The sequence below is a fragment of the Catalinimonas locisalis genome (assembly GCF_038039535.1).
Taxonomy (GTDB): Bacteria; Bacteroidota; Bacteroidia; order Cytophagales; family Cyclobacteriaceae; genus Catalinimonas.
The window spans coordinates 83,652-106,930 of the sequence record NZ_JBBPHP010000023.1 but is presented as its reverse complement, the minus strand read 5'-3'; the positions used below and the strand labels follow the sequence as shown (position 1 = coordinate 106,930).

Annotated in this window: 17 protein-coding genes; 11 read left to right on the top strand and 6 right to left on the bottom strand. The window is 44.5% G+C overall.

The features are described from left to right. Window positions 1–72 precede the first annotated feature (72 nt). Both WJR50_RS22360 and ppsA read left to right on the top strand, forming a co-directional pair. Window positions 73–846 (top strand): SDR family oxidoreductase, encoded by a 774-nt coding sequence (locus WJR50_RS22360; protein ID WP_341295554.1) that lies wholly within the window; start codon window positions 73–75, stop codon window positions 844–846. Window positions 847–856: 10 nt separating this feature from the next. Further along, window positions 857–3,247, top strand: coding sequence for a phosphoenolpyruvate synthase (gene ppsA, locus WJR50_RS22355; RefSeq protein WP_341295553.1), 2,391 nt, complete (start codon window positions 857–859; stop codon window positions 3,245–3,247). A 283-nt stretch (window positions 3,248–3,530) separates the two neighbouring features. Here the strand turns inward: ppsA and WJR50_RS22350 are convergent, their stop codons facing one another. From WJR50_RS22350 to WJR50_RS22340, 3 genes are read right to left on the bottom strand one after another with little or no spacing between them, the layout of a single operon-like run. Then, a complete protein-coding gene (locus WJR50_RS22350) occupies window positions 3,531–4,388 on the bottom strand; it encodes a universal stress protein (RefSeq protein ID WP_341295552.1) in 858 nt (285 codons plus the stop codon). Between the two features lie 11 nt (window positions 4,389–4,399). Continuing rightward, a complete protein-coding gene (locus tag WJR50_RS22345; RefSeq protein ID WP_341295551.1) occupies window positions 4,400–4,654 on the bottom strand; it encodes a hypothetical protein in 255 nt (84 codons plus the stop codon). Continuing rightward, window positions 4,644–5,498: a universal stress protein gene (locus WJR50_RS22340; RefSeq protein ID WP_341295550.1), complete on the bottom strand. Its 855-nt coding sequence runs from the start codon at window positions 5,496–5,498 to the stop codon at window positions 4,644–4,646. The genes WJR50_RS22345 and WJR50_RS22340 overlap by 11 nt, the downstream gene beginning before the upstream one ends. Before the next feature lie 121 nt (window positions 5,499–5,619). Between WJR50_RS22340 and WJR50_RS22335 the strand changes: the two genes are divergently transcribed. After that, entirely contained in the window at window positions 5,620–7,293 is a 1,674-nt protein-coding gene (locus WJR50_RS22335; RefSeq protein WP_341295562.1) for a Na/Pi cotransporter family protein, read from the top strand. A 189-nt stretch (window positions 7,294–7,482) separates the two neighbouring features. Then, window positions 7,483–8,187, top strand: coding sequence for a Crp/Fnr family transcriptional regulator (locus WJR50_RS22330; RefSeq protein WP_341295549.1), 705 nt, complete (start codon window positions 7,483–7,485; stop codon window positions 8,185–8,187). Window positions 8,188–8,233: 46 nt separating this feature from the next. Here the strand turns inward: WJR50_RS22330 and WJR50_RS22325 are convergent, their stop codons facing one another. From WJR50_RS22325 to WJR50_RS22315, 3 genes are read right to left on the bottom strand one after another with little or no spacing between them, the layout of a single operon-like run. After that, the gene (locus WJR50_RS22325) at window positions 8,234–11,356 is read right to left on the bottom strand and encodes an efflux RND transporter permease subunit (protein WP_341295548.1); all 3,123 of its coding nucleotides are present in this window, start codon (window positions 11,354–11,356) and stop codon (window positions 8,234–8,236) included. After that, on the bottom strand, window positions 11,357–12,592 hold the full coding sequence (locus WJR50_RS22320; RefSeq protein WP_341295547.1) for an efflux RND transporter periplasmic adaptor subunit: 1,236 nt from the start codon (window positions 12,590–12,592) through the stop codon (window positions 11,357–11,359). A 4-nt stretch (window positions 12,593–12,596) separates the two neighbouring features. Continuing rightward, window positions 12,597–14,072 carry an efflux transporter outer membrane subunit gene (locus WJR50_RS22315; protein WP_341295546.1) on the bottom strand — a complete coding sequence of 492 codons (1,476 nt, stop codon included), beginning with the start codon at window positions 14,070–14,072 and terminating at the stop codon, window positions 12,597–12,599. A 495-nt stretch (window positions 14,073–14,567) separates the two neighbouring features. Here WJR50_RS22315 and WJR50_RS22310 point away from each other — a divergent pair, with 495 nt between their 5' ends. The 7 genes from WJR50_RS22310 to WJR50_RS22280 all read left to right on the top strand — a co-directional run bounded on the left by WJR50_RS22310 (window position 14,568) and on the right by WJR50_RS22280 (window position 23,256). Next, complete coding sequence (locus WJR50_RS22310) at window positions 14,568–16,016, top strand: sugar ABC transporter ATP-binding protein (RefSeq protein WP_341295545.1); 1,449 nt, start codon at window positions 14,568–14,570, stop codon at window positions 16,014–16,016. Window positions 16,017–16,019: 3 nt separating this feature from the next. Further along, entirely contained in the window at window positions 16,020–17,033 is a 1,014-nt protein-coding gene (locus WJR50_RS22305) for an ABC transporter permease (RefSeq protein ID WP_341295544.1), read from the top strand. Continuing rightward, window positions 17,030–18,049 carry a substrate-binding domain-containing protein gene (locus WJR50_RS22300; RefSeq protein WP_341295543.1) on the top strand — a complete coding sequence of 340 codons (1,020 nt, stop codon included), beginning with the start codon at window positions 17,030–17,032 and terminating at the stop codon, window positions 18,047–18,049. Before WJR50_RS22305 ends, WJR50_RS22300 begins: the two co-directional genes overlap by 4 nt. A 23-nt stretch (window positions 18,050–18,072) precedes the next feature. Then, a complete protein-coding gene (locus WJR50_RS22295; protein ID WP_341295542.1) occupies window positions 18,073–19,113 on the top strand; it encodes a Gfo/Idh/MocA family protein in 1,041 nt (346 codons plus the stop codon). A gap of 63 nt (window positions 19,114–19,176) precedes the next feature. Beyond that, a complete protein-coding gene (locus WJR50_RS22290) occupies window positions 19,177–20,439 on the top strand; it encodes a RuBisCO large subunit C-terminal-like domain-containing protein (RefSeq protein WP_341295541.1) in 1,263 nt (420 codons plus the stop codon). Further along, on the top strand, window positions 20,429–21,865 hold the full coding sequence (locus WJR50_RS22285) for a DUF1593 domain-containing protein (RefSeq protein ID WP_341295540.1): 1,437 nt from the start codon (window positions 20,429–20,431) through the stop codon (window positions 21,863–21,865). Before WJR50_RS22290 ends, WJR50_RS22285 begins: the two co-directional genes overlap by 11 nt. After that, complete coding sequence (locus tag WJR50_RS22280; protein ID WP_341295539.1) at window positions 21,862–23,256, top strand: four-carbon acid sugar kinase family protein; 1,395 nt, start codon at window positions 21,862–21,864, stop codon at window positions 23,254–23,256. The genes WJR50_RS22285 and WJR50_RS22280 overlap by 4 nt, the downstream gene beginning before the upstream one ends. The last annotated feature ends 23 nt before the right edge of the window (window positions 23,257–23,279 follow it).

The window sequence follows — 23,279 nt, the reverse complement described above, 5'->3', positions numbered from 1 at the left end:
AAAAGGCAGTCATGAGAATATGAAGATTGTATTGTTGAAGGCTGCTTATTACTCATATAAAATCATACTTAAATGAAACGTGTACATAACAAAGTTGCTCTGGTAACTGGAGGAGCATCAGGATTAGGTCGTTCCAGCGCTATATTACTGGCCAGAGAAGGAGCCAAAGTAGTAGTCAGCGATTTGGATGAGGCCCAGGGACATGAAGTGGTAAAACAAATACAGGAAGAAGGAGGTGACGCTATCTTTATTAAACAGGATGTGGCCTCAGAAAACTCCTGGAAAGATCTCATGAAAGCCATTTCCAATACCTATGGCAAACTGCATATCGTAGCCAACTCAGCAGGGATAGGGGTGGGTGGTAATGTGGAAGAAGTTAGCCTTGAAGATTGGAAAAGACTCATAGCTATTAATCTGGATGGTGTGTTTTTAGGAACAAAATATGGTATACAAGCCATGCGTGAACATGGTGAAGGTGGTTCTATCATCAACTTCTCATCTATTGAAGGCATCGTAGGTGATCCTAATCTACCAGCTTATAATGCCAGTAAAGGTGGAGTTACCTTATTTACCAAGTCTGCCGCTCTTCACTGTGCCAAAGCAGGATACCGCATTCGTATCAATTCTATCCATCCTGGCTATATCTGGACTCCGATGGTAGAGAATTATCTGAAAAAGCAGGGAAGTGTAGAAGAAGGAAAAAAATACCTGGACAGCCTGCATCCGCTAGGCCATGTAGGTGAGCCCGATGACATAGGCTATGGAGTGGTGTACCTGGCATCTGATGAATCTAAGTTTGTCACCGGATCAGAACTGGTCATTGATGGAGGGTATACAGCCCAATAAGTGAATAGTTATGGAAAAGCTAATTAAATATTTTAGTGAGATAGACCTGAGCAGCCTGTCCGAAGTGGGGGGTAAAAATGCTTCCTTAGGAGAGATGTTTCAAAAGCTCAGCCCTCAGGGAATTGCCATTCCTGATGGCTTTGCCACTACTGCTGAAGCATATTGGTATTTTATGCGGGAGAACCATTTGCAGGAAGAGATTGATCAGCTACTCAGCGAACTGGATCACAAGCAGTACACAAATCTGAGTGAAATTGGCAAACAGATCCGCACTACTATCCTGGGAGCCAGCTTTCCTTCTGTTCTGAAAAATGAATTAGAGGAGGGATATGACTACCTGACCCAGAAATATGGCGCTGAGATTTCTCTGGCGGTAAGAAGCAGCGCTACGGCAGAAGATTTACCCGAAGCGAGTTTTGCCGGTCAGCAGGAATCTTATCTCAATGTAAAAGGCTATGAAGGCCTGTCAAATGCCTGTCAGAAATGTTATGCCTCACTTTATACTGATCGTGCCATCAAATACCGCGAGGACAATGGCTTTGCCCACAACCAGGTGGCACTGTCAGTGGGGGTGCAACTGATGGTACGAGCTGATCAGTCTGCCTCTGGTGTTAATTTTACGCTTGATCCTGACTCCGGTTTTCAGCAGGTAGTCCTGATTACCGGGGCCTGGGGACTGGGTGAAAACATTGTACAGGGTACGGTCAATCCAGACGAATTCTATGTATATAAACCTAGTCTGGATCAGGCGAAACAACCTATCATTTCACGGCAGTTAGGCAGCAAAGCCAAGACTATGGTATATGCAAAAGGAGAGGCGGGTACGGTAAATCTGCCTACACCTCCTGAAAAACAGGAGCAATATGTGCTAAGCGATGAGGAAGTCATTACTCTGGCCCGCTGGTCAGTGCGCATAGAGGAGCATTACGGCAGACCAATGGATATTGAGTGGGCAAAAGATGGCGAAAGCGGTAAGCTGTTCATTGTTCAGGCCAGGCCGGAAACTGTTTTCAGCCGGGATAAGCATCTGAAAATTACTACCTATAAGCTCAAACAGAAAGGCAGGGAACTGTGCCGTGGCATAGGCTTGGGTAATAAGATAGCCGCCGGTAAGGCCAGGGTACTACATTCGCCTGCAGAAATAGATAAACTACAGGAAGGAGAAATCCTTGTGACCAGCAAAACCAATCCCGACTGGGACCCAATCCTGAAAAAAGCTGCCGGTATCATCACCGACCAGGGTGGACGTACCAGCCATGCCGCCATTGTTGCGCGGGAGGTAGGTGCGGTAGCAGTAGTAGGCAGTGGAAATGCTACCAGCGCCATCATGGAAGGGCAGGAGGTAACCATATCCTGTGCAGAAGGTGAAACGGGAATAATCTATGAAGGTAGGCTGGAATGGGAAGAACATGAAACTGCTATTGATGATATTCAGCTGCCCAAAACCCAGGCGATGATGATACTGGGTGACCCGGACCAGGCTTTTCGTCTGTCCTTTTATCCCAACCACGGAGTTGGCCTGATGAGACTGGAGTTTATCATCAACAATGCCATCCAGATTCATCCCATGGCGCTGATACAGTTTGACAAAGTCAGCGATCCGGTGGTAAGAGAAAAAATTGAAAATCTCACCCATCATTATCCTGATAAGGCAGAATATTTCGTTCACAAACTGGCCGAGGCAGTAGCTGTCATTTCAGCAGCTTTTCACCCTAAGGATGTCATTGTGCGCATGTCTGATTTTAAGTCCAATGAGTACGCTAACCTGATAGGAGGCCAATATTTTGAACCGCAGGAAGCCAATCCTATGCTGGGGTTCAGGGGAGCCTCTCGTTACTATCATCCTAAATATCAGCCCGGTTTTGAACTGGAATGTAAGGCCATGAAAATGGTAAGAGAAGACATGGGACTAGAAAATGTCAAGGTGATGATCCCTTTCTGCCGTTCTTTGGAAGAGGCTGAAAAAGTCATTGCTGTGATGGAAAGGCAGGGCTTAAAACGTGGAGAGTACGGACTGCAACTGTATATGATGACAGAGATACCCAGCAATGTGATACTGGCAGAAGAATTTTCCCGCTATTTTGATGGTTTCTCCATTGGTTCCAACGATCTCACCCAGCTCACACTTGGAGTAGACCGTGATTCTGACCTGCTTAGCGATATGTTCAGCGCCAATGATCCGGCAGTTAAGAAAATGATTAGTATGGTCATTGCTTCAGCCCATAAGACCAATACCAAGATTGGTTTATGCGGACAGGCACCCAGCGACGATCCGGCCTTTGCACAGTTTCTGGTAGATGCAGGCATCCACAGCATTTCTTTTAATCCGGACGCGTTAATCAAAGGTATCAAAAATATGCAGCAGGCAGAGCAAAAGCATGAACCTCAGGTCAGCTTGTAGTTTGATAGTTTAAAATCAATATAAAAAATAATACAAAGCTTTAAATTATTGATGGTCATGAAACAGTTCATTCGCATATTCTTCCTGATGATCATTCTTTTGGTAATTGTTGCCCTGATTTATATGTATTCATCCTAGACTTTGGCTATAAAAAATAAGTGGGGGGAGATGATTAAATTATCTCCTCCTTAATTCTTAGAGGTAAGTATCTGTAGTAAAAAAATCATCTCAGTATTTATTTTATTGATACTGAGATGTTTCATTTTCATAACATTGCATTAGTTTACTTTTTTCTGGAATGGTGCTTACGCAGGCTCATCGTCCAGACAGGAAATTTGGCATGGTTGGCAATATCTTCGGCAATGCTACCTTCAAGTAGATGTAAAATACCCCGATTGCCATGCGTAGCCAAAGCGATGAGGTCAGCGCCTACTTCATTAGCAAAATGGACAATGCCGTCTTCTTCCCCTATATCACTGAAAGTATGCAGGCTATAGTCTTTTAAATGATGAGTCTTGGCAAACTTTTGTAATTTTTGCATTACTGAAGGATCATCCAGGAAGTTGCTTAAAGTATTGATACGCACTACGTGCAAATGTGCTTCAAAAGTGTGTTGAAGTTTACTCAGGGCCTTTATTACCTCACTTTCTTCGTCAAGCAGGGCGGTAGCAAACACTATGTTTTTGATGTTGGAAAGGTCTGTCTTATCTTTGATAATGAGTACCGGGCAATGGGCAAATCGGACCATCCGTTCGGCATTAGACCCCAGTAAAATTTCCTTGCTTCCACTGGCTCCTTTAGAGCCCATTACCACCAAATCCACTTCTTTAGCCAGTAAAGCATTACTGATGCTGCGGTAAGGATTTCCTACCCGTACTTCATAAGTAATGTTCAGGCCTTCTTCTTGCTTTTTCACAGCAACTTTACGCAGTCGCTCCTCAGTTTCACGTTTTATCTTGCGCAAATATTCTACGGGCAACACCTCCACACGGGTAACAATAGCTTCCTCATCTGTCATTGGAAATTCCAGTACATGTACCAGGTGTACTGTGGCTTTAAACCTGGCTGCCAGTTGACAGGCAGCATAAAGGGCATATTCAGCCTGAGGAGAAAAGTCAGTAGGAACAAGAATGGTTTTCATGGTATCCAACATTAAGAAATGAGAAATTTTTTGGGTTGAGCCTGATGTCCATGTTTGGCAACAATTTGTTGGATGACTACATCGCTAACTTCATTATCGGTAAAAAGCGTCATTTCAGAAGGGCTTACTTCTACATCAAAAAGTACATCTTCTACGCCCTCAATTGTAAGCAAATCTGCTTTTATGGTTTCAAGAGTAAGTAGAGAATTAAGGTTAATGGTAAACACCTTCTCGTATTTTCCGGGGATATCACGATCAGTTTTCATGACTATTGTTGTTAGGTAATGAGATTAAAGGAACAGTGGTATGAGATGCTAAGTACTTACAAACACTTTTATGAAATAAATTTTCCAGGGCATTATGCTTACGGGGAGTAATTGCCAGTAAGTCTAACTTATGTTCCTGTAAATAATGGCTAATCCCTTGTGCCGGATCTTTATCTTCAGGGAAATCATAAGTATGGGGCACATCATGGAAGATGTGGTCCAGGCTCAAGGCTTCTTCTGCCTGAGCAACGCCAATTTTTGAAGGTTTTGGATGTACATGAATGATATGTAGATCAGCCCTCCATATTTGTAACAGTTCTTTAAACAAGCTTAAGGAAAAACTTTCTCCAGCATTTTCCAGATCGGTAGCAAAACCAACCTGCTTAGGGTGAAGCGTTGCAGTGCTTTGTGGTACAGCCAGTACCGGACAGTGCAGATGTTTCATCATCTGCAAAGTTGTATTGCCCAGCCAGTTAGACAGAGGATCATCCATGCCATGATTACCCATCACGACCAGCTGTATTTTCTCATCTTTCACCACCTGCCTGATCCCCTCCGCAGGCATTGCCATCCTGGTGATCAGCTGATAAGGGAGTGCCTGAATTTCGGGAAGTTTATTGATTACGCTTTGCATTTTGTTTTGCACATGCAGTTCTTCTCTTTCCAGCATTGCATTGTCTATAAAGAAGGTCGCATCCCCTCCCACCGGCAGATGAAAAGCATGAAAAATGAATAGTTCGGGACTATCTTGCTTTACAGTGTTCCACTGTCGTGCCAGGGTAATCGCATAGCGCAGCGCTTCAAAAGCATCTGCTGAAAAGTCTATGGGAACTAAAATTTTCATGGCTCATCGGTATTGTTTCAACTCAAATTCGTGATAAATCACTGCTCAAACAATGACACAGGTCATCTCAGAATATGACTTTTAACAATCATGTGGAGCTTTAAATATTTTATTTTTGGACATGACAAGCTATGTAGATCTTTGGCAGCTATTAGCGGGTTTAGGACTTTTTCTGTTTGCCATGCAGCAATTGGAAGAAGCTATTACTGCTCTGGCGGGTCGTTCTTTTAAGGTATTCCTTAAAGCCAATACCAAACATCCACTCCAGGGTTTGCTGAGTGGTGTGCTGCTTACGGCAGTGTTGCAGAGTAGCTCGGCAGTATCCTTGCTTTTGCTGGCATTTGTAGGAGCGGGCATTATAAGCATGAATCAAGCTTTACCGGTAATTTTTGGCTGCAACTTAGGTACAACCGCTACAGGCTGGTTGGTCGTCTTGCTGGGGTTTAAATTACCAGTGGAAGACATCGCTCTGCCAATTATTGGACTGGGTGGAATTATGCTATTCTTCTTCCGCAATAATTTATCTTTTTTTAATACCGGTAGGTTTCTGCTCAGCTTCGGCCTGATTTTTTTAGGTCTGGAAATGATGAAAGTAAGTGTAGAAGCGCTGGCGCAAAGTTTTGATTTGACTGAATATACTCAGTACGGTCATTTCGTTTTTTTCATTATCGGAACCATCCTCACTGCTTTAATACAATCCAGTTCAGCTACTATGGTAATCGCTTTGAGTGTGCTTCATACGGGTTTGCTTCCTCTTTCTGCTGCAATGGCGATAGTAGTAGGTTCCAATGTAGGTACTACTGCTACAGTTTTTTTAGGTTCACTGGGAGGCATACCTGCAAAAAAACAGGTAGCCTTTGCACATTTTCTGTTCAACATCATTACTGCCGGAGTAGCCTTGCTGGTGCTCTCCTGGCTGCTCATGCTGATCAGAGAGGTGATGGAAGTGCAGGATACATTATTGGCACTGGTTATTTTTCATACCCTTTTCAACTTCATAGGTGTGCTGCTGTTTTTGCCATTTACCAGGCTACTGAGTCAATGGCTGGAAAAGGTTTTTGTAGCCAAAAAAGTTAATATCAATCAAAATCTTCATTTGGTAACCACCCAAGTTCCCGAAGCCGCCATCAAAGCCTTACAAAAAGAAACCCACCGCTTGATAGTGGTTAGTCTTTATTTAAATCTCAAAGGGCTAGGAGTTACCAATGAAAAACTCAGTCGCAAGCTGGTAGAGAGTGAAAGAGGGCAGGAGGTAAAGATTTACCGGCTTTCTTATCCCAAAGCGTATCAATTTGTAAAACAGCTGGAGGGAGAAATGCTGCGATTTTGTGCGGAAATTCAAAAACAGTCTCTTGATCCGGATGAATCCCAAAGCCTGAGTAAACTAATGAGTATCATCCAAAATATTATGCATTCGGTAAAAGGATTGAAAGATATTGAACATAATATTCTTGACTTTGAGAGCAGAACTTTGGATGAATTTCAGCGCTTGCTTCATCAATTCAGAGATACTACACAAGCATTTTATGAGGCCCTGCTTGAGCTATTGCTCGCTGAACACCTCACTTCTTTTGAAGATCAGAGCAAACTTATGGTGATGATACAGAAAAACTATGATCACTTATTGGTAGAGATCAATAGCATTATGGATAAAAAAGCATTGGATGAAGTAAGTATCTCAACCGTTTTTAATGTCAATCGGGAACTCTATTCTTCTCATAAAGCTATGCTGCTGGGAGCTAGTGATCTTTTGGGATTGCCTGATGAAAGTGAAATGGCTGAGAAAGTAATTTAATAGTAACTAAACCGCTAATGGATATTAGCATACCATTGATGAACCAGTCTGCTATTTTACCTACGCAATTCTCGTAGATTTCTACGCGCAATGCGTATTTTTCAAAATACGCCTTTTTCGTCTTACGCTTACTCTATGTGGTGGTTAAATTTATACTGTCATTATCATCAGCCTTAAACCATTACAGCCATGAACCCTATGTTAACCCCCTTTCCACTGATCCATGAAAATATTCTTGAAAAAAGAGACATTAGCAAAAGCAAAGGAATGTCGCATCTAAAAGATCACTACGAACTTACAGTATATTCCAAAGGTCAGATGATTTTTCATGAAGGTCATACACCCTTGGGCCTTTACTACATTCAGGAAGGAAAAGTCAAAATCTATAAATATGGAAGTGATGGCAAAGAACAGATCATCCGTATTGCCGGAAAGCATGAATTTATCGGCTATACCGCATTACTCAATCAGATGAAGTACCATGTTACTGCCTCAGTGATTGAAGAAGCAACCGTTGCTTTCATTCCTCGTAAAGATTTTTTTGATCTCATGGGTACGGATACTGAAGTGGTAAGCTATTTTACCCAACTTCTCTGCAATGACCTGGTGAATGTTGAAAAAAGATTGGTAGCCCAGTCTTATCAGCCAGTGAGAGGCCGATTGGCAGAAGCATTGTTGTCACTGGATAATCTTTACGAAAAAGAAGACAGCGATGAAGAAAGCTTCATCAAAATCAGCCGAAGTGATCTGGCTAGTCTGCTGGGTACCGCAAAGGAAACCGTCATCCGTTTGCTCTCCGAGTTTAAAACAGAGCAGCTTATCACCACCAATGGGCAGGTGATTTCGGTACTTAATCCTCATGAACTGTTTCGGATCAGCCATATGTATGACTAGTTTTGATAAGATAGCATCTTACTGATTAATTAAAAATTGACTGTCTTTATGAAGCCACTACTTTTTCTTTGGTTTTTTTCAAAGAGCTGATAATGTCTTCCAGTATCATGTACAGACAGGGTACCAGAATAAGGATTATTGTGGTAGCGAAAACAATCCCAAATCCGAGCGATATGGCCATGGGTATCAGATTCCTGGCCTGACGGGATGTTTCCAGAATAATGGGAGTTAATCCACCAAAAGTAGTCAGGGTAGTAAGCATAATAGGCCTGAAACGGCGGATGCCTGCTTCAAAAATAGCATCAAAAACAGGTTCTTCATTGCGTTTCTTATTGGCATAGTCTACCATAATCAGCGAGTCATTCACTACCACACCTGATAATGCAATAACACCCATCAAGCTTACCAGTGATAAATCATACCCTAAAATAATATGACCAATGACTGCTCCAACAATACCAAAAGGGATGGCGATCATCACAATCAAAGGTTGTATGTAGCTGTTGAATGCGATTGCCAGGAGGGCATAGATAATCATCATCGCCAGTGCAAATCCTCCCCAAAGCGTTTGGGTAGACTCTCTCATATCTGCCTGGCTACCTTCAAAGCTCCATGTGATACCCGGAAAATCTGCTCTCAGTTGAGGCAGTACTTCCTGGTTCAATGATTCCAGCACTTGCGTTACGGCATTGGCGGGTTCCGCATCCATTCCTACAGTCACTACTCGTCGGCCATTCCTACGATTGATGGAAGTAAAAGCCTCTCTTCTTTCTACTGTGACAACATCCAGCAATGGTATTTCGGTACTGTCAGGTGTACGGATGAGAAAGTCTTCCAGATTGTATATATCTCTGCGTTCCTCAAGGGGTAGCTTTACGCGCACTTCTACTTCGTTATTTCCCCTAAGTTGTCGCATAGCCAATGCTCCGAAAAAGGCATCTCTGATCTGCTGACCCACTTCATTAGATGTTAATCCCAGATTACGTCCTTCGGGAAGCAGCTTAAAATCAAGCTGTAACTTACCTTTGTTGTAGTTGTCGTTGACATCACGGGTGTTGGCAAACATTTCCACCTGCTTCACAAATTCCTGACTTGCTTTTTCCAGCACATCTATATCAGAATGACTGAGGTCTACACTGATATCCTGCGCTGCTCCTCCGGGTCCACGTTCAGCTTCAAACGTGATCTGGTCTACCCCGGAGATGTCGCCAATTTCGTCACGCCATAGCTCTATTACCTGCTGGGCAGTCATATCCCGCTGGTCTGGCGGCTTCATCACAATTTCTATATCAATGAAGTTTTGTCCTCTCACATTGGTTTTTACCCCTTCAGCTACTTCATAGAGTTCATTCTCTTCAAACATCTCAAGCGTGGATCTGGTAATCTGATGGGCAACTTCAGCCGCCTGCTCGGGAGTAGTACTTACCGGAAGCCTGACGGCTCCTTCAATTTCATCAGCAGCTACTTCGGGCATCAGGATAATTCCCATATGGTCACTGTAGCCATAGCCTCCTATGACTACCAGGAGTGCTACTGCGGAGCAAAAAGTAATGTATCGGTTGGCCAGACATACTTTGAGTAGAGGACGGTAGTATTTGTCAACAAATCTTTCAAAGCGTTTGGAAAAAAATTGCTGCCAGCGTCCCAGGTACTTACTAATTTTGAAGCGGTCCTTTTTAGTGCTATGGGCAAGGTGTGAGGGCAAAATGAACAAGGCTTCCAGTAAGGAAACCGCAAGCACCACAATAACCACTGCGGGTAAGGGCCACCAGAACTTACCCGTAGTGCCGGGAAGGAAAAGGAGGGGGACAAAGGCAATGATGGTAGTAAGAATGCTGAAAATAACCGGCTTGGAAATATTTTGCGTTCCCTTGATAGCAGCTTCCATAAAGCTCATACCCTGCTGCCGATATTCATATACGTTTTCGCCAACTACAATGGCATCATCAACTACTATACCCAGTACCACCAGAAAGCCAAACATGGAAATCATATTGATACTCACTCCAATGAGGGGCAGTAGTACCATGCCTCCAATAAAAGAGATCGCCATACCCATCATCACCCAGAAAGCCAGCTTATATTCCAGAAAAAGTGTAAGAATGAACAATACAATCACAATGGCAAGCAGGCCGTTCTCAGTAAGTAAGCCCAGCCGCTCACGATAATCTTCTGCGCGGTTTCCTTCAATACGGTATTGTACTCCCGGAGGAAGCGAACTTTCAAATTCTGTAAGAATCCGTTTTACGCTTTCTTCAATATCCAGCGGTGACTGATCACCTATCCGGTAGATAGATATTTCTACCGAGGGCTGCTGATTAAATTGTGAGTGGAAATTTGTCTCTTCAAAACCATCGGTAATTTTAGCAATTTCACCCAGCGTAACCGTAGCTCCGGACTCTGCGGTGATAATCTCAATCTGACCAAACTCTTCGGCCCACTGCTTTCGCTCCTTCATCCGTAGTAGTATTTCACCGCTATTGGTAGATACGTCACCGGCAGGTACATCTTCACTAGACTGACGAATGATATCGGCAATCTGCCCCAGGGTAATATTATACTCGCGCAGGCGATGACGTGGAATCTCTATGTGAGTCACATATTCAGGAACATTGCCAAGCTCTACCTGGGTGATGTTTTCTTCGTTCAAAAGGCGATCACGCAGGCGTTCGCCCAGTTTTCTAAGTGTCCAGATATCAACATCTCCGAACAGACCAATTTCCATGACATCCCTCTGGTTGGCCTGCAGGCGGACTTCAGGCTCTTCAATTTCGTCAGGAAAAGTGACGATCCGACTAATGGCCTGGTCAATGTCCTGAAAGACGTTCATGCGCTCTGCGCCAGCCACCAGTTCAATCATTACCTCTCCCGAACCTTCATTAGCAGTAGAGACAATCTCCTTGATACCCTGTATGCCTCTCACTGCTTCTTCTACCGGCATAAGGATGCCCTGCTCCACTTCTGCTGGTGCGGCTCCCGGATAGACTACTCTGACCTCAACCATATCCAGTTGGAACTGTGGAAATACTTCTTTCTGTATGTTGGACATGGTCCAGAAACCTCCTCCGAGCAGGATGATCATCAGTAAATTGGCTACCAGAGAGTTTTGGGCCATAAAAGCGATTGGACCGCTGAATGTATTCTTTTCCTTTTGATCTGAGTTATCCATTTAGTGCGTCCCTTCTGACTTTGTTTGTACCTGATTTTCCATAGTAGTATCTGCATTGGTTTTCTGGACTGCGCCTGAACCGGAGCCTTCCAGCCTTAACTCGGCTCCTTCAGTAACCGTTGCCAGATTAGTCATCACCACCTGTTCGTTTTCACTAATACCATCCCTTATGTAGGCATAATTAGGATCGCTGAAAAGAATATCAACATCACGAATTTGCAGTTTACCATCATCCATTACCCATACAGTTTCATCTTCACGCACATAATCACGATTGAGGCGGATTACATCTTCTATTTCCTCGGCATCAATAGTTACTTCTACAAAAGCGTTTATCATCAGGGTAGGCAGGGAGTCATTTTGATAGGCTAGTGGATCGGGTACTGATACCAACACACGTGCCAGTCGGGTCTGTCCCTCAAGTGCTCCTATGAGTCGGTAGAGGTAGCCCGTACGGTACTCATCATCTCCCCATGCCTTACGATCTCTCACTCTCACTAATGAACCTTTTTCATTCTCAGATTCAGAAAAAGTAAGCCAGCGAAGGTTTGAAATAGGAACATTGGCTATTACCCAGTATTCATCCATACCTACCAGCCGCCCCAGATTATCGCCCATGGCTACCTGTGAGCCTTCATTCACATTGCGACTAAGGATATGGGCGTCAAAAGGAGCTCTGATTTTAGTTCTTTGTAGATTGAGTTCAGCTTGTTTCAAAGAAGCACGGGCAGCTTCTACCCGGGCTTTGACAGCATTCAATTGTGGTTCACGCAGTACCAGGTTGGTGTTCATCTCTGCCATTTCCTCATCTACAAGCTGGTAGCCTTTCTGGGCAACATCCTGACGTCCCATTTCAATATTCAGATCAGAAATAGCTTGCTGCAAGTCACTTTCTCTAAGCTCTAGTGTATTTCTGTAATCTGCCGGGTCAATCTGGAGCAGGATTTCTCCTTTTTGTACAAAGCCACCAGGGTTAAAAGACGGAGAATGCCGAACGATCTCCCCACTTACCCTGGGACTCAGCATTATGTCTTTGGAAGGTTGTACCGTACCCGTGGCAACAATGTTAGGTTTAAATGTGCCTCTCTCCACTTTAGTAACTTCCACCAGCATGGCCGTCTCTTTCGTGGCACCTGTCCGCTGTGCAGTAGGCTCAGTTAGAAAAATTAAAGTTGTAACTACCCCACCAGCTATTAAGATGATCAGACAGATGAGTAGCTTTTTTTTGTTGCTCATTCGTTTATGATTCAGTTTCAAGCTCTCTTGCCGTTTCAAAGCCTCCTGCCAGAGCTCTATAAAGGGCAATACGATATTCCAAGAGTAATGAATTGGCGGTGATAAGGTCTCTGCGCAATTGTTGCTCCTGATTCAGGGCTGTCAGGACAGCGAGATAATCACTTAATCCATTAAAATATTCAATTTCAAGTTGTTGGGAAGCGCTGGTGGCAAGTTCAACCTGTTCTTCTAAAACCTCTATACTTTCAAGTTGTTTCCTTTCCTGTATTAAGGCATCCTCTACTTCCTGGAAAGCAACCAGCACGGTTTGACCATATTCGTAGAGACGTTGATTCTTGACAGCCTGCGTTCTGTCCACCTCAGCGTTGAGCCTTCCTCCATAAAACAAAGGGGCTACCAGATTGCCACCAAGGGAATATGCCCAATCTTCCAGTAGGTTATCAAAATTGTTGGCCCTTAACTGTGCTGAAGTTGAAATACTTAAACGGGGATAGCGGTTACTAATCGCAGCCGCAACTTCACGATCTGATGCCTGCAAAAGATGAAAAGCACTCTGTACATCAGGTCGTCTTTGCAATAGCGCTGCAGGTATTCCGGTATCTGGCAGGGGAGGGAGTTCGGGTAAGCTGTCAGGAGCATAAGCTATTTCGTTTTGGGCAGGCCTGCCCAGCAATACTGCCAATTGATGCTCCAGCACTTCTATCCTGGATTCTGTCTGAATTCTTTGTTCCCGGGTGGCTTCTACCAGTTGTTGCTGCCGTAGGATATCCACACTTCTGATCTGACCGCTGCCAAACTGTGCTTTAATAAAATCCAGAATCTTCTGGTTGGTATTAATTTGTTCTTCAATAAGCTCTAGTTGTTGCCATTCTGCCATCAACTGATACCAGGTGCTGGTAATTTCAGCCGAAAGTGAGATAGAAGCGGCACGATAATCAGCGAAGCTGGCCTCTGTCCGGAATCTTTCAGCTTTTACCAGAGCACTAATCCTTCCCCAGAGGTCTACTTCATAAAAAGCAGAAAGGCCTAGCTGCACGTTTTCACCACCTACAAAGTCGGGCTGCGGACGATTCAGGCTACTTCTTAATGAAGCTTCCACATCGGGCAGCAGAAAAGATGACTGCCGGTCTACTATTGCCTGTGCTTCTCTGAAGCGGTACCATACTGCAGTCAGGTTCATATTGGAATCAATAGCCTGCTCCACCAGGGTATTCAGACGTGGGTCTTTAAAGCTGGTCCACCACTCATCGGCAGGGATAAGATCACCGGTGGAAGAGAAGGATTCAGGTGTATCTATCGGAAGGCTTGCCTGAGTTGTTTTGGTAGAACAAGCAGAAAGAGAAAAAATGTATGTTAACGAAAGGAAGAAAAGTAAGCGCTGAAAACTCACTACTAAACAACAATGTGTTGCTTTGAAACCATCAAAAAGTTTAGCTGTTGTATGGACATATTTCAGCCCTGTATAGGGTTCGGTTTTCATAGTGAGTTTTCCAGTCTTAAGTACGGCCACTGATATTTCAACCCTCTTATCACCTCTGATGTTTATAATTTAGATATTAGGACCCTATTTGGTACTTTTTACCTGAGCCTGGCTTTTCATGATCTGTTTCTATTTTGTCAGCAAACATCAAAATATATACATCATGTTTATCGCACAAAATCAGAGGCTACAGGAGTAGGCAATGTCTTGATAATTAATAGCTTATGCGGTGATACTTCGTGGATAAGTCTGAGCAGAAGCTTATTAAAATCAGCTTTCCAAAATACTTCTTCATATTCTTTTTAAAAAAATGTCCTATAGAATAAATTTTATACATTATCTTAAGATTGATAAAATGTTTTAAATTTTGACTTATTATAATGAGTTGAAATTGCCAATAACGCATAAAGTGATATTTTTTGCTTTAACCTTATTACACATAATTTGCAGCAACATAATCTAGAAATCAGGCAGATATCAAAGGCTTTTCCCGGTGTGAAAGCTTTAAATGAAGTAAGCATTGATATCAGGAAGGGGGAAGTCCATGCGCTTTGTGGTGAAAACGGAGCGGGCAAAAGTACACTGATGAATATTTTATCCGGCAACTTTAAGCCTGATCAGGGGCAAATATTGGTAGCTGGTCATGAGGTGCAGATTAACAATCAGCTGGATGCTCAGGCTTTAGGCATTGCTATCGTGTATCAGGAAAGAAGTCTGGTGGAGTCGCTTAGCGTAGCTGAAAATATTTTTACTACTAATAAGCCTACCAACCGTTTTGGGCTGATCAGTTATCACAAGCTTTATCGTCAAACCCAGGAACTGCTGGACCGCTTGAATCTATCAGATATCCGACCGCAGACGCAAGTGGGGCATCTTTCTGCTGCCAGGCAGCAAATGGTGGAAATCGCCAAAGCCCTTTCTCAAAATCCTGACATTCTTATTCTGGACGAGCCTACCGCATCTATCACCGAAACAGAAACCCGCATTCTTTTCAAAATTATCCGTGATCTGAGTGCTCAGGGGGTTGCGGTAATTTATATTTCGCATCGCATGGCAGAGATTTTTGAGATCGCCGATAGGGTAAGTGTGCTCAAAGATGGAAAGTACCAGGGCAGCAGACAGGTAAGCGAAACCGACGTAGACGAAATTATCCGCATGATGGTAGGGCGCAAACTGGAGAAGCAGGAATTCCTGTCAGATACCCGGCAGGAAGTAGTATTGGAGGTAAAGAATCTGAGCAGCTTCCGCTTCAGGAATGTCAGTTTTCAACTAAAGAAAGGTGAAATCCTTGCCCTCTCGGGATTGGTAGGTGCCGGTAGGACAGAAGTAGCCCGGGCTATCATGGGCGCTGATCCTGTCAGGGGAGGAGAAATATTGCTGGAAGGTAAAAAAGTAAAAATAGATCACCCCAAAGCTGCTACCCGGCTGGGGATAGGTTACCTGCCGGAAGAAAGAAAATCTAACGGACTCTTTCTGGATATGAGTGTGGAGGATAACATTATCTCAGCCTACTTACCTTATGCTGCGGAAAGAGGATTCATACGGCAGGCCAGGGTGAAAAAGACCGCGGAGGAGTACATTCAAAAGCTACGCATCATTACACCTTCAACCCATCAGAAGGTAATGAATCTGAGTGGGGGCAACCAGCAGAAGATCGTATTGGCCAAGTGGCTTTTGCGCCAGCCCAAAGTATTTATGGTAGATGAACCCACCCATGGTGTAGATGTGGGAGCCAAAGCAGAAATTTATGCCATCCTCAAAGATCTTACCCGTCAGGGGGTATCCATACTCTTGATTTCCTCTGAGCTTTCAGAGGTACTGGCGATCAGTGACCGCATCCTGGTAATGTGGAATGGTCAGCTTACCGCTGAACTAAGTCGTGATGAAGCCACAGAAGAAGAGATCATGCACTATGCTTCCGGAACCAAAACCATGTTTGCCTGAGCTATGAAGAGAGATAAAATAACCCAACTGCTCCAGGACAGAGTCTTCACGCTCTCAGTAACTATCGCTATTCTATTCATTGTATGTAGCATCATCTGGCCTGCTACTTTTCCTACTTTTGACAATATTTCACTGGTACTGCTCAATCTTTCCATAGAGTCTATCGTGGCGGTGGGGATGATGCTCCTGCTCATTTCCGGCATGTTTGATCTTTCGGTAGGCTCAGTAGTAGCTTTTGCCGGGAGTATAGCTGCATATTTCATGTATTGGTACGGCATGTATGTGCCAGTTGCCATTCTGGTCGGGCTGGGTTTTGCTGCCCTCATTGGGCTGATCAATGGTTTGTTTGTAGCCAAAATTGGTATCAACCCTCTCATCCAGACGCTGGCCATGATGGGTATCGTTCGGGGTTTGGCTCTAATGGTAGCCGGAGCGGGAATTCAAAACCTTCCTCTAGGGTTTAATGCGATTGGTCAATCCAAAATCTTGGGATTGCAAACCCCTGTTTGGTTCATGATCATCATTGTAGCCCTGTTTAGCCTACTGGTTTCCCGTACTGTCTTTTTCAGGCAGTATTACTACATCGGAGGTAATGAAAAAGCTGCCCGGCTCTCGGGTATCAGGGTAGAGCGGGTTAAGATCATTGGCTTTGTACTTATCTCCCTGCTGGCAGGAGTAGCAGGCATATTACTTGCCTCTCGCCTGGGAGCGGCTTTGGCAACCTCAGGTAGAGGCATGGAATTGCGGGTCATTACGGCAGTCATTCTTGGCGGAGCGAGTCTGCTGGGCGGACAGGGTAAGATCATCGGCGCCTTGCTGGGTACCATTTTTATGGGGTTGGTGAGCAACATTATGATTCTGGCGAGGGTTTCCGGTTACTGGCAGGAAATTGTATTGGGCGTTATTCTGATACTTGCAGTAGCGGTGGATATTCTTGCCCAGAGAAGAGCCGGAACTACGCCCCGTGAATATGTGAAAAAAGCCTCTGAAGTAACACCTCCAAAAGTAGAAGCATGAAAATTACGATACACTTAACACTCTTACTGATTATCATACTGCCGGGATGTGATCCTAAAAAAGGTGCGCTGTATAAGCAGCGTCAGCAGGAACAGCAGCAGATGCAGGCGGTACAGATCAATGAAGATGAAGAGTATGTGATGATCACTACGATCGTCAATTTTCCAATGTATGTTAACCATGACCAGGCTGCTTTTCTCAAGTGGGGAAGAGCCAAAGGGGTGAAAACTTCCATCCTTGGTCCCTCAGAGTGGGATGTGCAGGCCCAGATCGCTACCATAGAGCAGGTGATTGGCACCCGACCCACCGGACTACTCATCAATGGCACAGACCCGGCCATTGCCGGAGCTATCAACAAAGCCGTTGAGGCGGGAATTCCTACGGTTGTATACGATTCGGATATCCCCAACAGTAATCGCCATGCCTTCCTGGGCACAGACTGGTACCAGATCGGTAAGTTGCAGGGGGAAGCGATGGTAGAACTGATAGGAGGGAAAGGAAAGATCGCCTATATGGGTATCTTAGGAATGACCAATATGGAGGCGGGCTTTCAGGGACTATTGGATGTGTTAAAAGATTATCCTGAAATAGAAGTAGTAGGCAAGTATGATGATGGCTCCAATGTGGAAGAAGCAGCCCGAATCACTTCCGATCTCCTGAGTGCGCATCCTGACCTGGCAGGCATTTGTGGCTTTGATGCCATGAGCGGTCCGGGTATAGGCTTATCCATCAAAGAGGCAGGCAAAGTGGGGAAAGTAAAGGTAACTACTGTGGACTGGGAGCCTGAGCACATTAAGCTGGTGCAGGAAGGTGTAATAGATGTTCTGATCGGGCAGAAGCGGGAATTATTTACCTGGTATGGCGCGCAATTCCTATTTGATATGGTGCATGATACCAATCCGCTCTCTGCCAATGATGATAAAGCAGGCATTACCAATATACCATTTTCGGTCAATACCGGCCTGCTTAAGATTACCAAAGACAATATTCACCTGTTTACGGAGGAAAATATCTAAACCAAATAATGCTCAAAACTGAAATGATGAATAAGACTAAAAGATTTGCCATAATCGGCTGTGGATTTTGGGCGCAATACCAGATCGCTGCCTGGAAAGAGCTTCACGATGCCGAACTGATTGCGGTTTGTGATCTGGATGGTGAAAAAGCTGCTCAAACAGCGGAAAAGTTTGGGGCAAAAAGACAATACACCGACGCCAGATTGATGTTTGAAAACGAAAATCTGGACTTCGTAGATATTATCACCAATGTGGAAACACACCCTGATTTTGTGAAAATGGCTGCTGAATATGGTGTGGCAGCCATTTGTCAGAAGCCATTAGCTCCAGATTTGGCAACCGCCAGAGAAATGGTGCAGGTTTGTAAGCGTGCAGCGGTCCCATTATTCGTGCACGAAAATTTCCGCTGGCAGGCCCCTATCCGTAAGGTGAAGGAGATCATGCGAAGCGGAAAAATAGGCGAAGTATTTAAAGGCAAAGTGATGTTTGTGTCAGCTTTTCCGGTTTTTGACAACCAACCTTTTCTCGCTGAAATTGATAAGTTTATCATTGCCGACATTGGCTCCCATGTCTTGGATATTGCGAGATATCTGCTGGGTGAAGTAGATAACCTGCGTTGTTTGACCAAAAGAGTTAATCCCAGGATCAAGGGGGAAGATGTGGCGACTGTCCTGATGGAAATGAAAAGTGGAGCCCATTGTCTGGTAGAAATGTCTTATGCTTCAATCCTTGAGAAGGAAGCATTTCCACAGACGCTGATTTTGCTTGAAGGAAGTAAGGGTTCTATCCGGCTGGAGCATGACTATGTGATCAAAGTTTCTTCAGAAAGAGAAGTAGAGATGATCAGAGTAGCTCCTCCGGTATACGACTGGGTAAATCCTGATTACACTCTGGTACAATCCTGCATGGTAGAACTCAACGGCGATTTCCTGAAAGCCTTTCAGGAAGGAAAATTAGCTGAAATTACCGGAGAGGATAATTACCGGACCATGCAACTGGTCTATGCTGGATATGATTCGGCCCAAAGTGGTAAAGTTGTAAAAATTGATGAACAGGTATTTTAGTTACCTCGCTAACATTGCGGATATTAACAGTAATACAAACCTAACCTCAAATCTGAACAGTCTATGCCAACGGCGCGACCCTTAAAAGCCAGATATCTGATAGAAACCGCTCACCCGCTGGAAAAAGCAGCGGAGATTATGGCAGGTGAGCAGTCATCCGGTACATTTGTCAAAACGCCTGGTGAAACCGAAGAATTGAAAGAAAAGCATGCGGCAATAATTGAGGATATAGAAGTCATTGAAGAAAATACTAAACCTTCTTTGCCCGGCACCAAATTACCGAAGGGGGTAATCAAGCCGCTTTACCGCCGGGCATATATAGATATCGCCTGGCCACTGGAAAATGCAGGCATCAACTTATCCAATCTGATGGCTACCGTGGCAGGAAATCTTTTTGAGCTTTCTCCCTTTTCCGCACTGAAACTGTTAGATGTCACCGTACCTGAAGCCTATCAAGCAAAGTACCAGGGACCAAAATTTGGTATTTCAGGTACCCGGAAGCTTTGTGGCGTGGAAGATCGGCCCATCATAGGTACCATTATCAAACCTAGTGTAGGCCTAAGTCCTGAGGAAACAGCCAGACAGGTGAAAACATTAATTGAAGCGGGGCTGGATTTCATCAAAGATGATGAACTGATGGGAGATTCACCTCACTCACCCTTTACCAAAAGAGTAGATGCAGTGATGGAGGTTATCAACCAGTATGCGGATCGTAGCGGGAAGAAAGCTATGTTCGCCTTCAATCTCAGTGGCGATATAGATGATATGCTCTACCGCCATGATTATGTGCTGGAAAAGGGTGGAACCTGCGTAATGGCTAGTCTTAATTGGGTCGGTATCAGTGCTATGGTCAAACTCAGTCAGCATGCTCAACTGCCTATTCATGGTCATCGGAATGGCTGGGGTTTGTTTTCCCGCTCCGAAGCTATTGGCATGAGCTTTCAGGTGTTTCATAAGATCTACAGCATGGCCGGTGCAGATCATATCCATACCAATGGCATCCGAAACAAATTTTGTGAATCGGACGCATCAGTGCTTGCTTCTATTCGTGCCTGCCTTCATCCGCAGGGAGGAGGCTACCCGGTAATGCCGGTGGTATCTTCCGGACAGTGGGCAGAGCAAGCCCACGACACCTATCAGCAGATTCAAAGTACTGACCTGATGTACCTTTGCGGAGGAGGAATCACCGGACATCCTGGAGGTATGGCTGCCGGAGTTAAAAGTATACAATTGGCCTGGGAAGGAGCTACAAAAGGTAAAACAATTTATGATATGCAGGATGACCATCCTGAATTAAAACAGGCAATTACATTTTATGAGAAATAAATATTTATATGCTTTACTGTTAGGAGTTTGGCTGCTCATTCAGGGGCAGACGCTTTGGGCACAACTGCCTGAGCCGGAAGAAAAGGCTCGTATACTGGTGCTGACCGATATAGAAAATGAACCGGATGATGCACAGTCTCTGGTGCGCTTGCTCACCTATGCTAATGAGCTTGAAATAGAAGGGCTGGTAGCTACCACATCTATCTGGCAGCAAGATAAAATTGCCGACTGGCGAATACGCGAGATAATCAGTGCTTATGGGAAAGTGCAGCCTAACTTGATGAAGCATGCTTTAGGCTACCCCTCACAGCAATATCTGGAAGGGAAAGTCAAAAAAGGACTGCCCAAGTTTGGCATGGAGGGCGTAGGAAAAGGACAAGATTCTGAAGGTTCTGACTGGGTGATTGAAGTGGTAGATCAATCGGATGATCGTCCGGTATGGATTACCGTATGGGGAGGAGCCAATTGCTTAGCCCAGGCATTGTGGAAAGTGCGTCAGACTCGTTCACCACAGGACCTGCAAGCATTCATCAATAAAATCAGAGTATATACAATCTCTGATCAGGATAATTCGGGTCCCTGGATACGTAAAAATTTCCCTGACCTATTTTATGTGGTAAGTCCGGGCTACCATGAAAATGGAGGAGAAGCTTATTTTTATGCTACATGGTCAGGTATTTCGGGTGAACCACATTATGGGTTTCCCTCCGGTGCAGATACCAGTATTGTACAAAATCCCTGGCTGACTCAGCATATCAGGACAAATCATGGCCCTTTGGGCGAAGAGTACCCTCTGGTAGATTATGCGATGGAGGGAGATACGCCATCATTTCTTTCTTTGCTCAACAATGGTCTGAACAATCCGCAGCATCCCGACTGGGGAGGATGGGGTGGAAGATATGAGTTATATACCCCGCGTACACAAGCTTGGTTTTATGAAGCAGAGACTAGACCGATATGGACAGATGCTATAGACAGAGTGAAGGGAGATGACGGAGTTATTTACGCAGATAATAAAGCGACTATTTGGAGATGGAGAAAAGCTTATCAGCATGATTTTGCTGCTCGAATGGATTGGAGTAATACCCCTGAGTTTGAGCAAGCCAATCATCCTCCTCAGCCCGCTTTGACTCATGAAGAGATGATGACAGTGCATAGCGGGCAACAAATTACTTTGGATGCTAGTCCTACGACTGATCCCGACAATGATGCAATAAACTTTGAATGGTTTTGGTATCCTGAGGCAGGTACTTATCTGGGGAATTTTGTCCTGAAAGAGGCAAGCCAACAGCAAATTACATTTGAAACTCCAAAAGTGGCATTGCCCAAGACAATGCATTTGATACTTACGGTAGAAGATGAAGGTACTCCATCGCTTACCCGCTATCAAAGAGTAATTCTAAACATTTTACCTTCAGAAGAATGAAAGAATTACTGCTAAGCTACTACGGAGATGATTTTACCGGCTCTACAGATGTAATGGAATCTCTGGCGCTGAATGGTATTCCTACTGCTCTTTTTTTACAAACTCCAAGCCAGGAGGAAGTAGAAGCATTCAGGTTAAAAAATCACGTCAGCGGGTCAGGAAAACGCTTGCAGGCTTTTGGTGTGGCAGGTATCAGCCGCAGCCTTACGCCCCGAGAGATGGATGAGGAACTCCCTGCTATTTTTGAAAAGCTCAGTAAAGTCACCACTCGCTTTTTTCATTACAAAACCTGCTCAACGTTTGACTCTTCTCCCAGTATCGGCAGCATTGGTCATGCTATTGACATCGCCTATCAATATTTCCCTTCCCGGATGATTCCACTTTTGATTGGTGCCCCTTCCCTCAACCGTTTTTGTATTTTCGGTAACCTTTTCGCACGTGTAGATGGCGTTACTTACCGGCTGGATCGTCACCCCACGATGTCTCGCCATCCGGTTACCCCTATGGATGAAAGTGATATTCGCCTGCACCTGGCCAAGCAGACTGATCGGAAAGTGCATCTGATTGATTTGTTCACGCTGGAAGCAGATCAGCAGACACAATATGAAAAAGTGGAAAGTCTCCCGATTCAAGAAGGTGAGTATATCCTTTTTGATATATACAATGACATTCACCTAAACAGCGTAGGTAAGCTCATTTATCGCTACAGCAAGGAGCAGCAACAGTTGCTGGTAGGTTCTTCGGGAATAGAGTATGCAATTTGCCAGTATTTACAGGAAAATGATCAGCTTCAGAGACCCAGTATACCCGCTTCTCCCGGAAAAGCGGAGCAGCTAATTGTAGTAGGGGGAAGCTGTTCTCCTCCCACCCAGCGTCAGTTGGAATGGGCAATAGGTGAGGGTTTTGCAGATATCCGCTTAAATACTGTAAAACTGGTGAACCCTGATGAAGCGGAATCTCAGATCAATAGAGCCCGGCAACAGATGTTTGAGGCACTGGAAAAGAAGCAAAACATGGCTCTCTATACAGCATTAGGGCCGGATGATCCAGCGATTAATGCTACACACCAGGAGATGGAAAAACTGGGAAGAAAAGATATGCCTAGCAGCGCATTGCTGGCCGGAGCACAGGGAAGGCTGCTAAAGGAAGTGATGGAAAAAGCTGGAAAAAAAAGAGTAGTGGTTGCCGGGGGTGATACTTCCGGCTATGTCTCCAGAGCATTAGGCATTTTTGCGCTAGAAACCCTTATGCCCATAGCGCCGGGAGCACCTTTGTGTACTGCCCATTCTCATCATCCTGACTTTGACGGACTTGAAATCTGCCTGAAAGGCGGACAGAATGGTAAGCAGGATTTTTTCGGATCAATTTTACATGGCAAGGATATCAGTTAAAAAATTACTCAATCAAAATTCAA

Coding starts and splice junctions, on each gene's coding strand:
- WJR50_RS22360 (WP_341295554.1), top strand. CDS start 73: ATGAAACGTGTACATAACAAAGTTGCTCTGGTAACTGGAGGAGCATCA.
- ppsA (WP_341295553.1), top strand. CDS start 857: ATGGAAAAGCTAATTAAATATTTTAGTGAGATAGACCTGAGCAGCCTG.
- WJR50_RS22350 (WP_341295552.1), bottom strand. CDS start 4,388: ATGAAAACCATTCTTGTTCCTACTGACTTTTCTCCTCAGGCTGAATAT.
- WJR50_RS22345 (WP_341295551.1), bottom strand. CDS start 4,654: ATGAAAACTGATCGTGATATCCCCGGAAAATACGAGAAGGTGTTTACC.
- WJR50_RS22340 (WP_341295550.1), bottom strand. CDS start 5,498: ATGAAAATTTTAGTTCCCATAGACTTTTCAGCAGATGCTTTTGAAGCG.
- WJR50_RS22335 (WP_341295562.1), top strand. CDS start 5,620: ATGACAAGCTATGTAGATCTTTGGCAGCTATTAGCGGGTTTAGGACTT.
- WJR50_RS22330 (WP_341295549.1), top strand. CDS start 7,483: ATGAACCCTATGTTAACCCCCTTTCCACTGATCCATGAAAATATTCTT.
- WJR50_RS22325 (WP_341295548.1), bottom strand. CDS start 11,356: ATGGATAACTCAGATCAAAAGGAAAAGAATACATTCAGCGGTCCAATC.
- WJR50_RS22320 (WP_341295547.1), bottom strand. CDS start 12,592: ATGAGCAACAAAAAAAAGCTACTCATCTGTCTGATCATCTTAATAGCT.
- WJR50_RS22315 (WP_341295546.1), bottom strand. CDS start 14,072: ATGAAAACCGAACCCTATACAGGGCTGAAATATGTCCATACAACAGCT.
- WJR50_RS22305 (WP_341295544.1), top strand. CDS start 16,020: ATGAAGAGAGATAAAATAACCCAACTGCTCCAGGACAGAGTCTTCACG.
- WJR50_RS22300 (WP_341295543.1), top strand. CDS start 17,030: ATGAAAATTACGATACACTTAACACTCTTACTGATTATCATACTGCCG.
- WJR50_RS22295 (WP_341295542.1), top strand. CDS start 18,073: ATGATGAATAAGACTAAAAGATTTGCCATAATCGGCTGTGGATTTTGG.
- WJR50_RS22290 (WP_341295541.1), top strand. CDS start 19,177: ATGCCAACGGCGCGACCCTTAAAAGCCAGATATCTGATAGAAACCGCT.
- WJR50_RS22285 (WP_341295540.1), top strand. CDS start 20,429: ATGAGAAATAAATATTTATATGCTTTACTGTTAGGAGTTTGGCTGCTC.
- WJR50_RS22280 (WP_341295539.1), top strand. CDS start 21,862: ATGAAAGAATTACTGCTAAGCTACTACGGAGATGATTTTACCGGCTCT.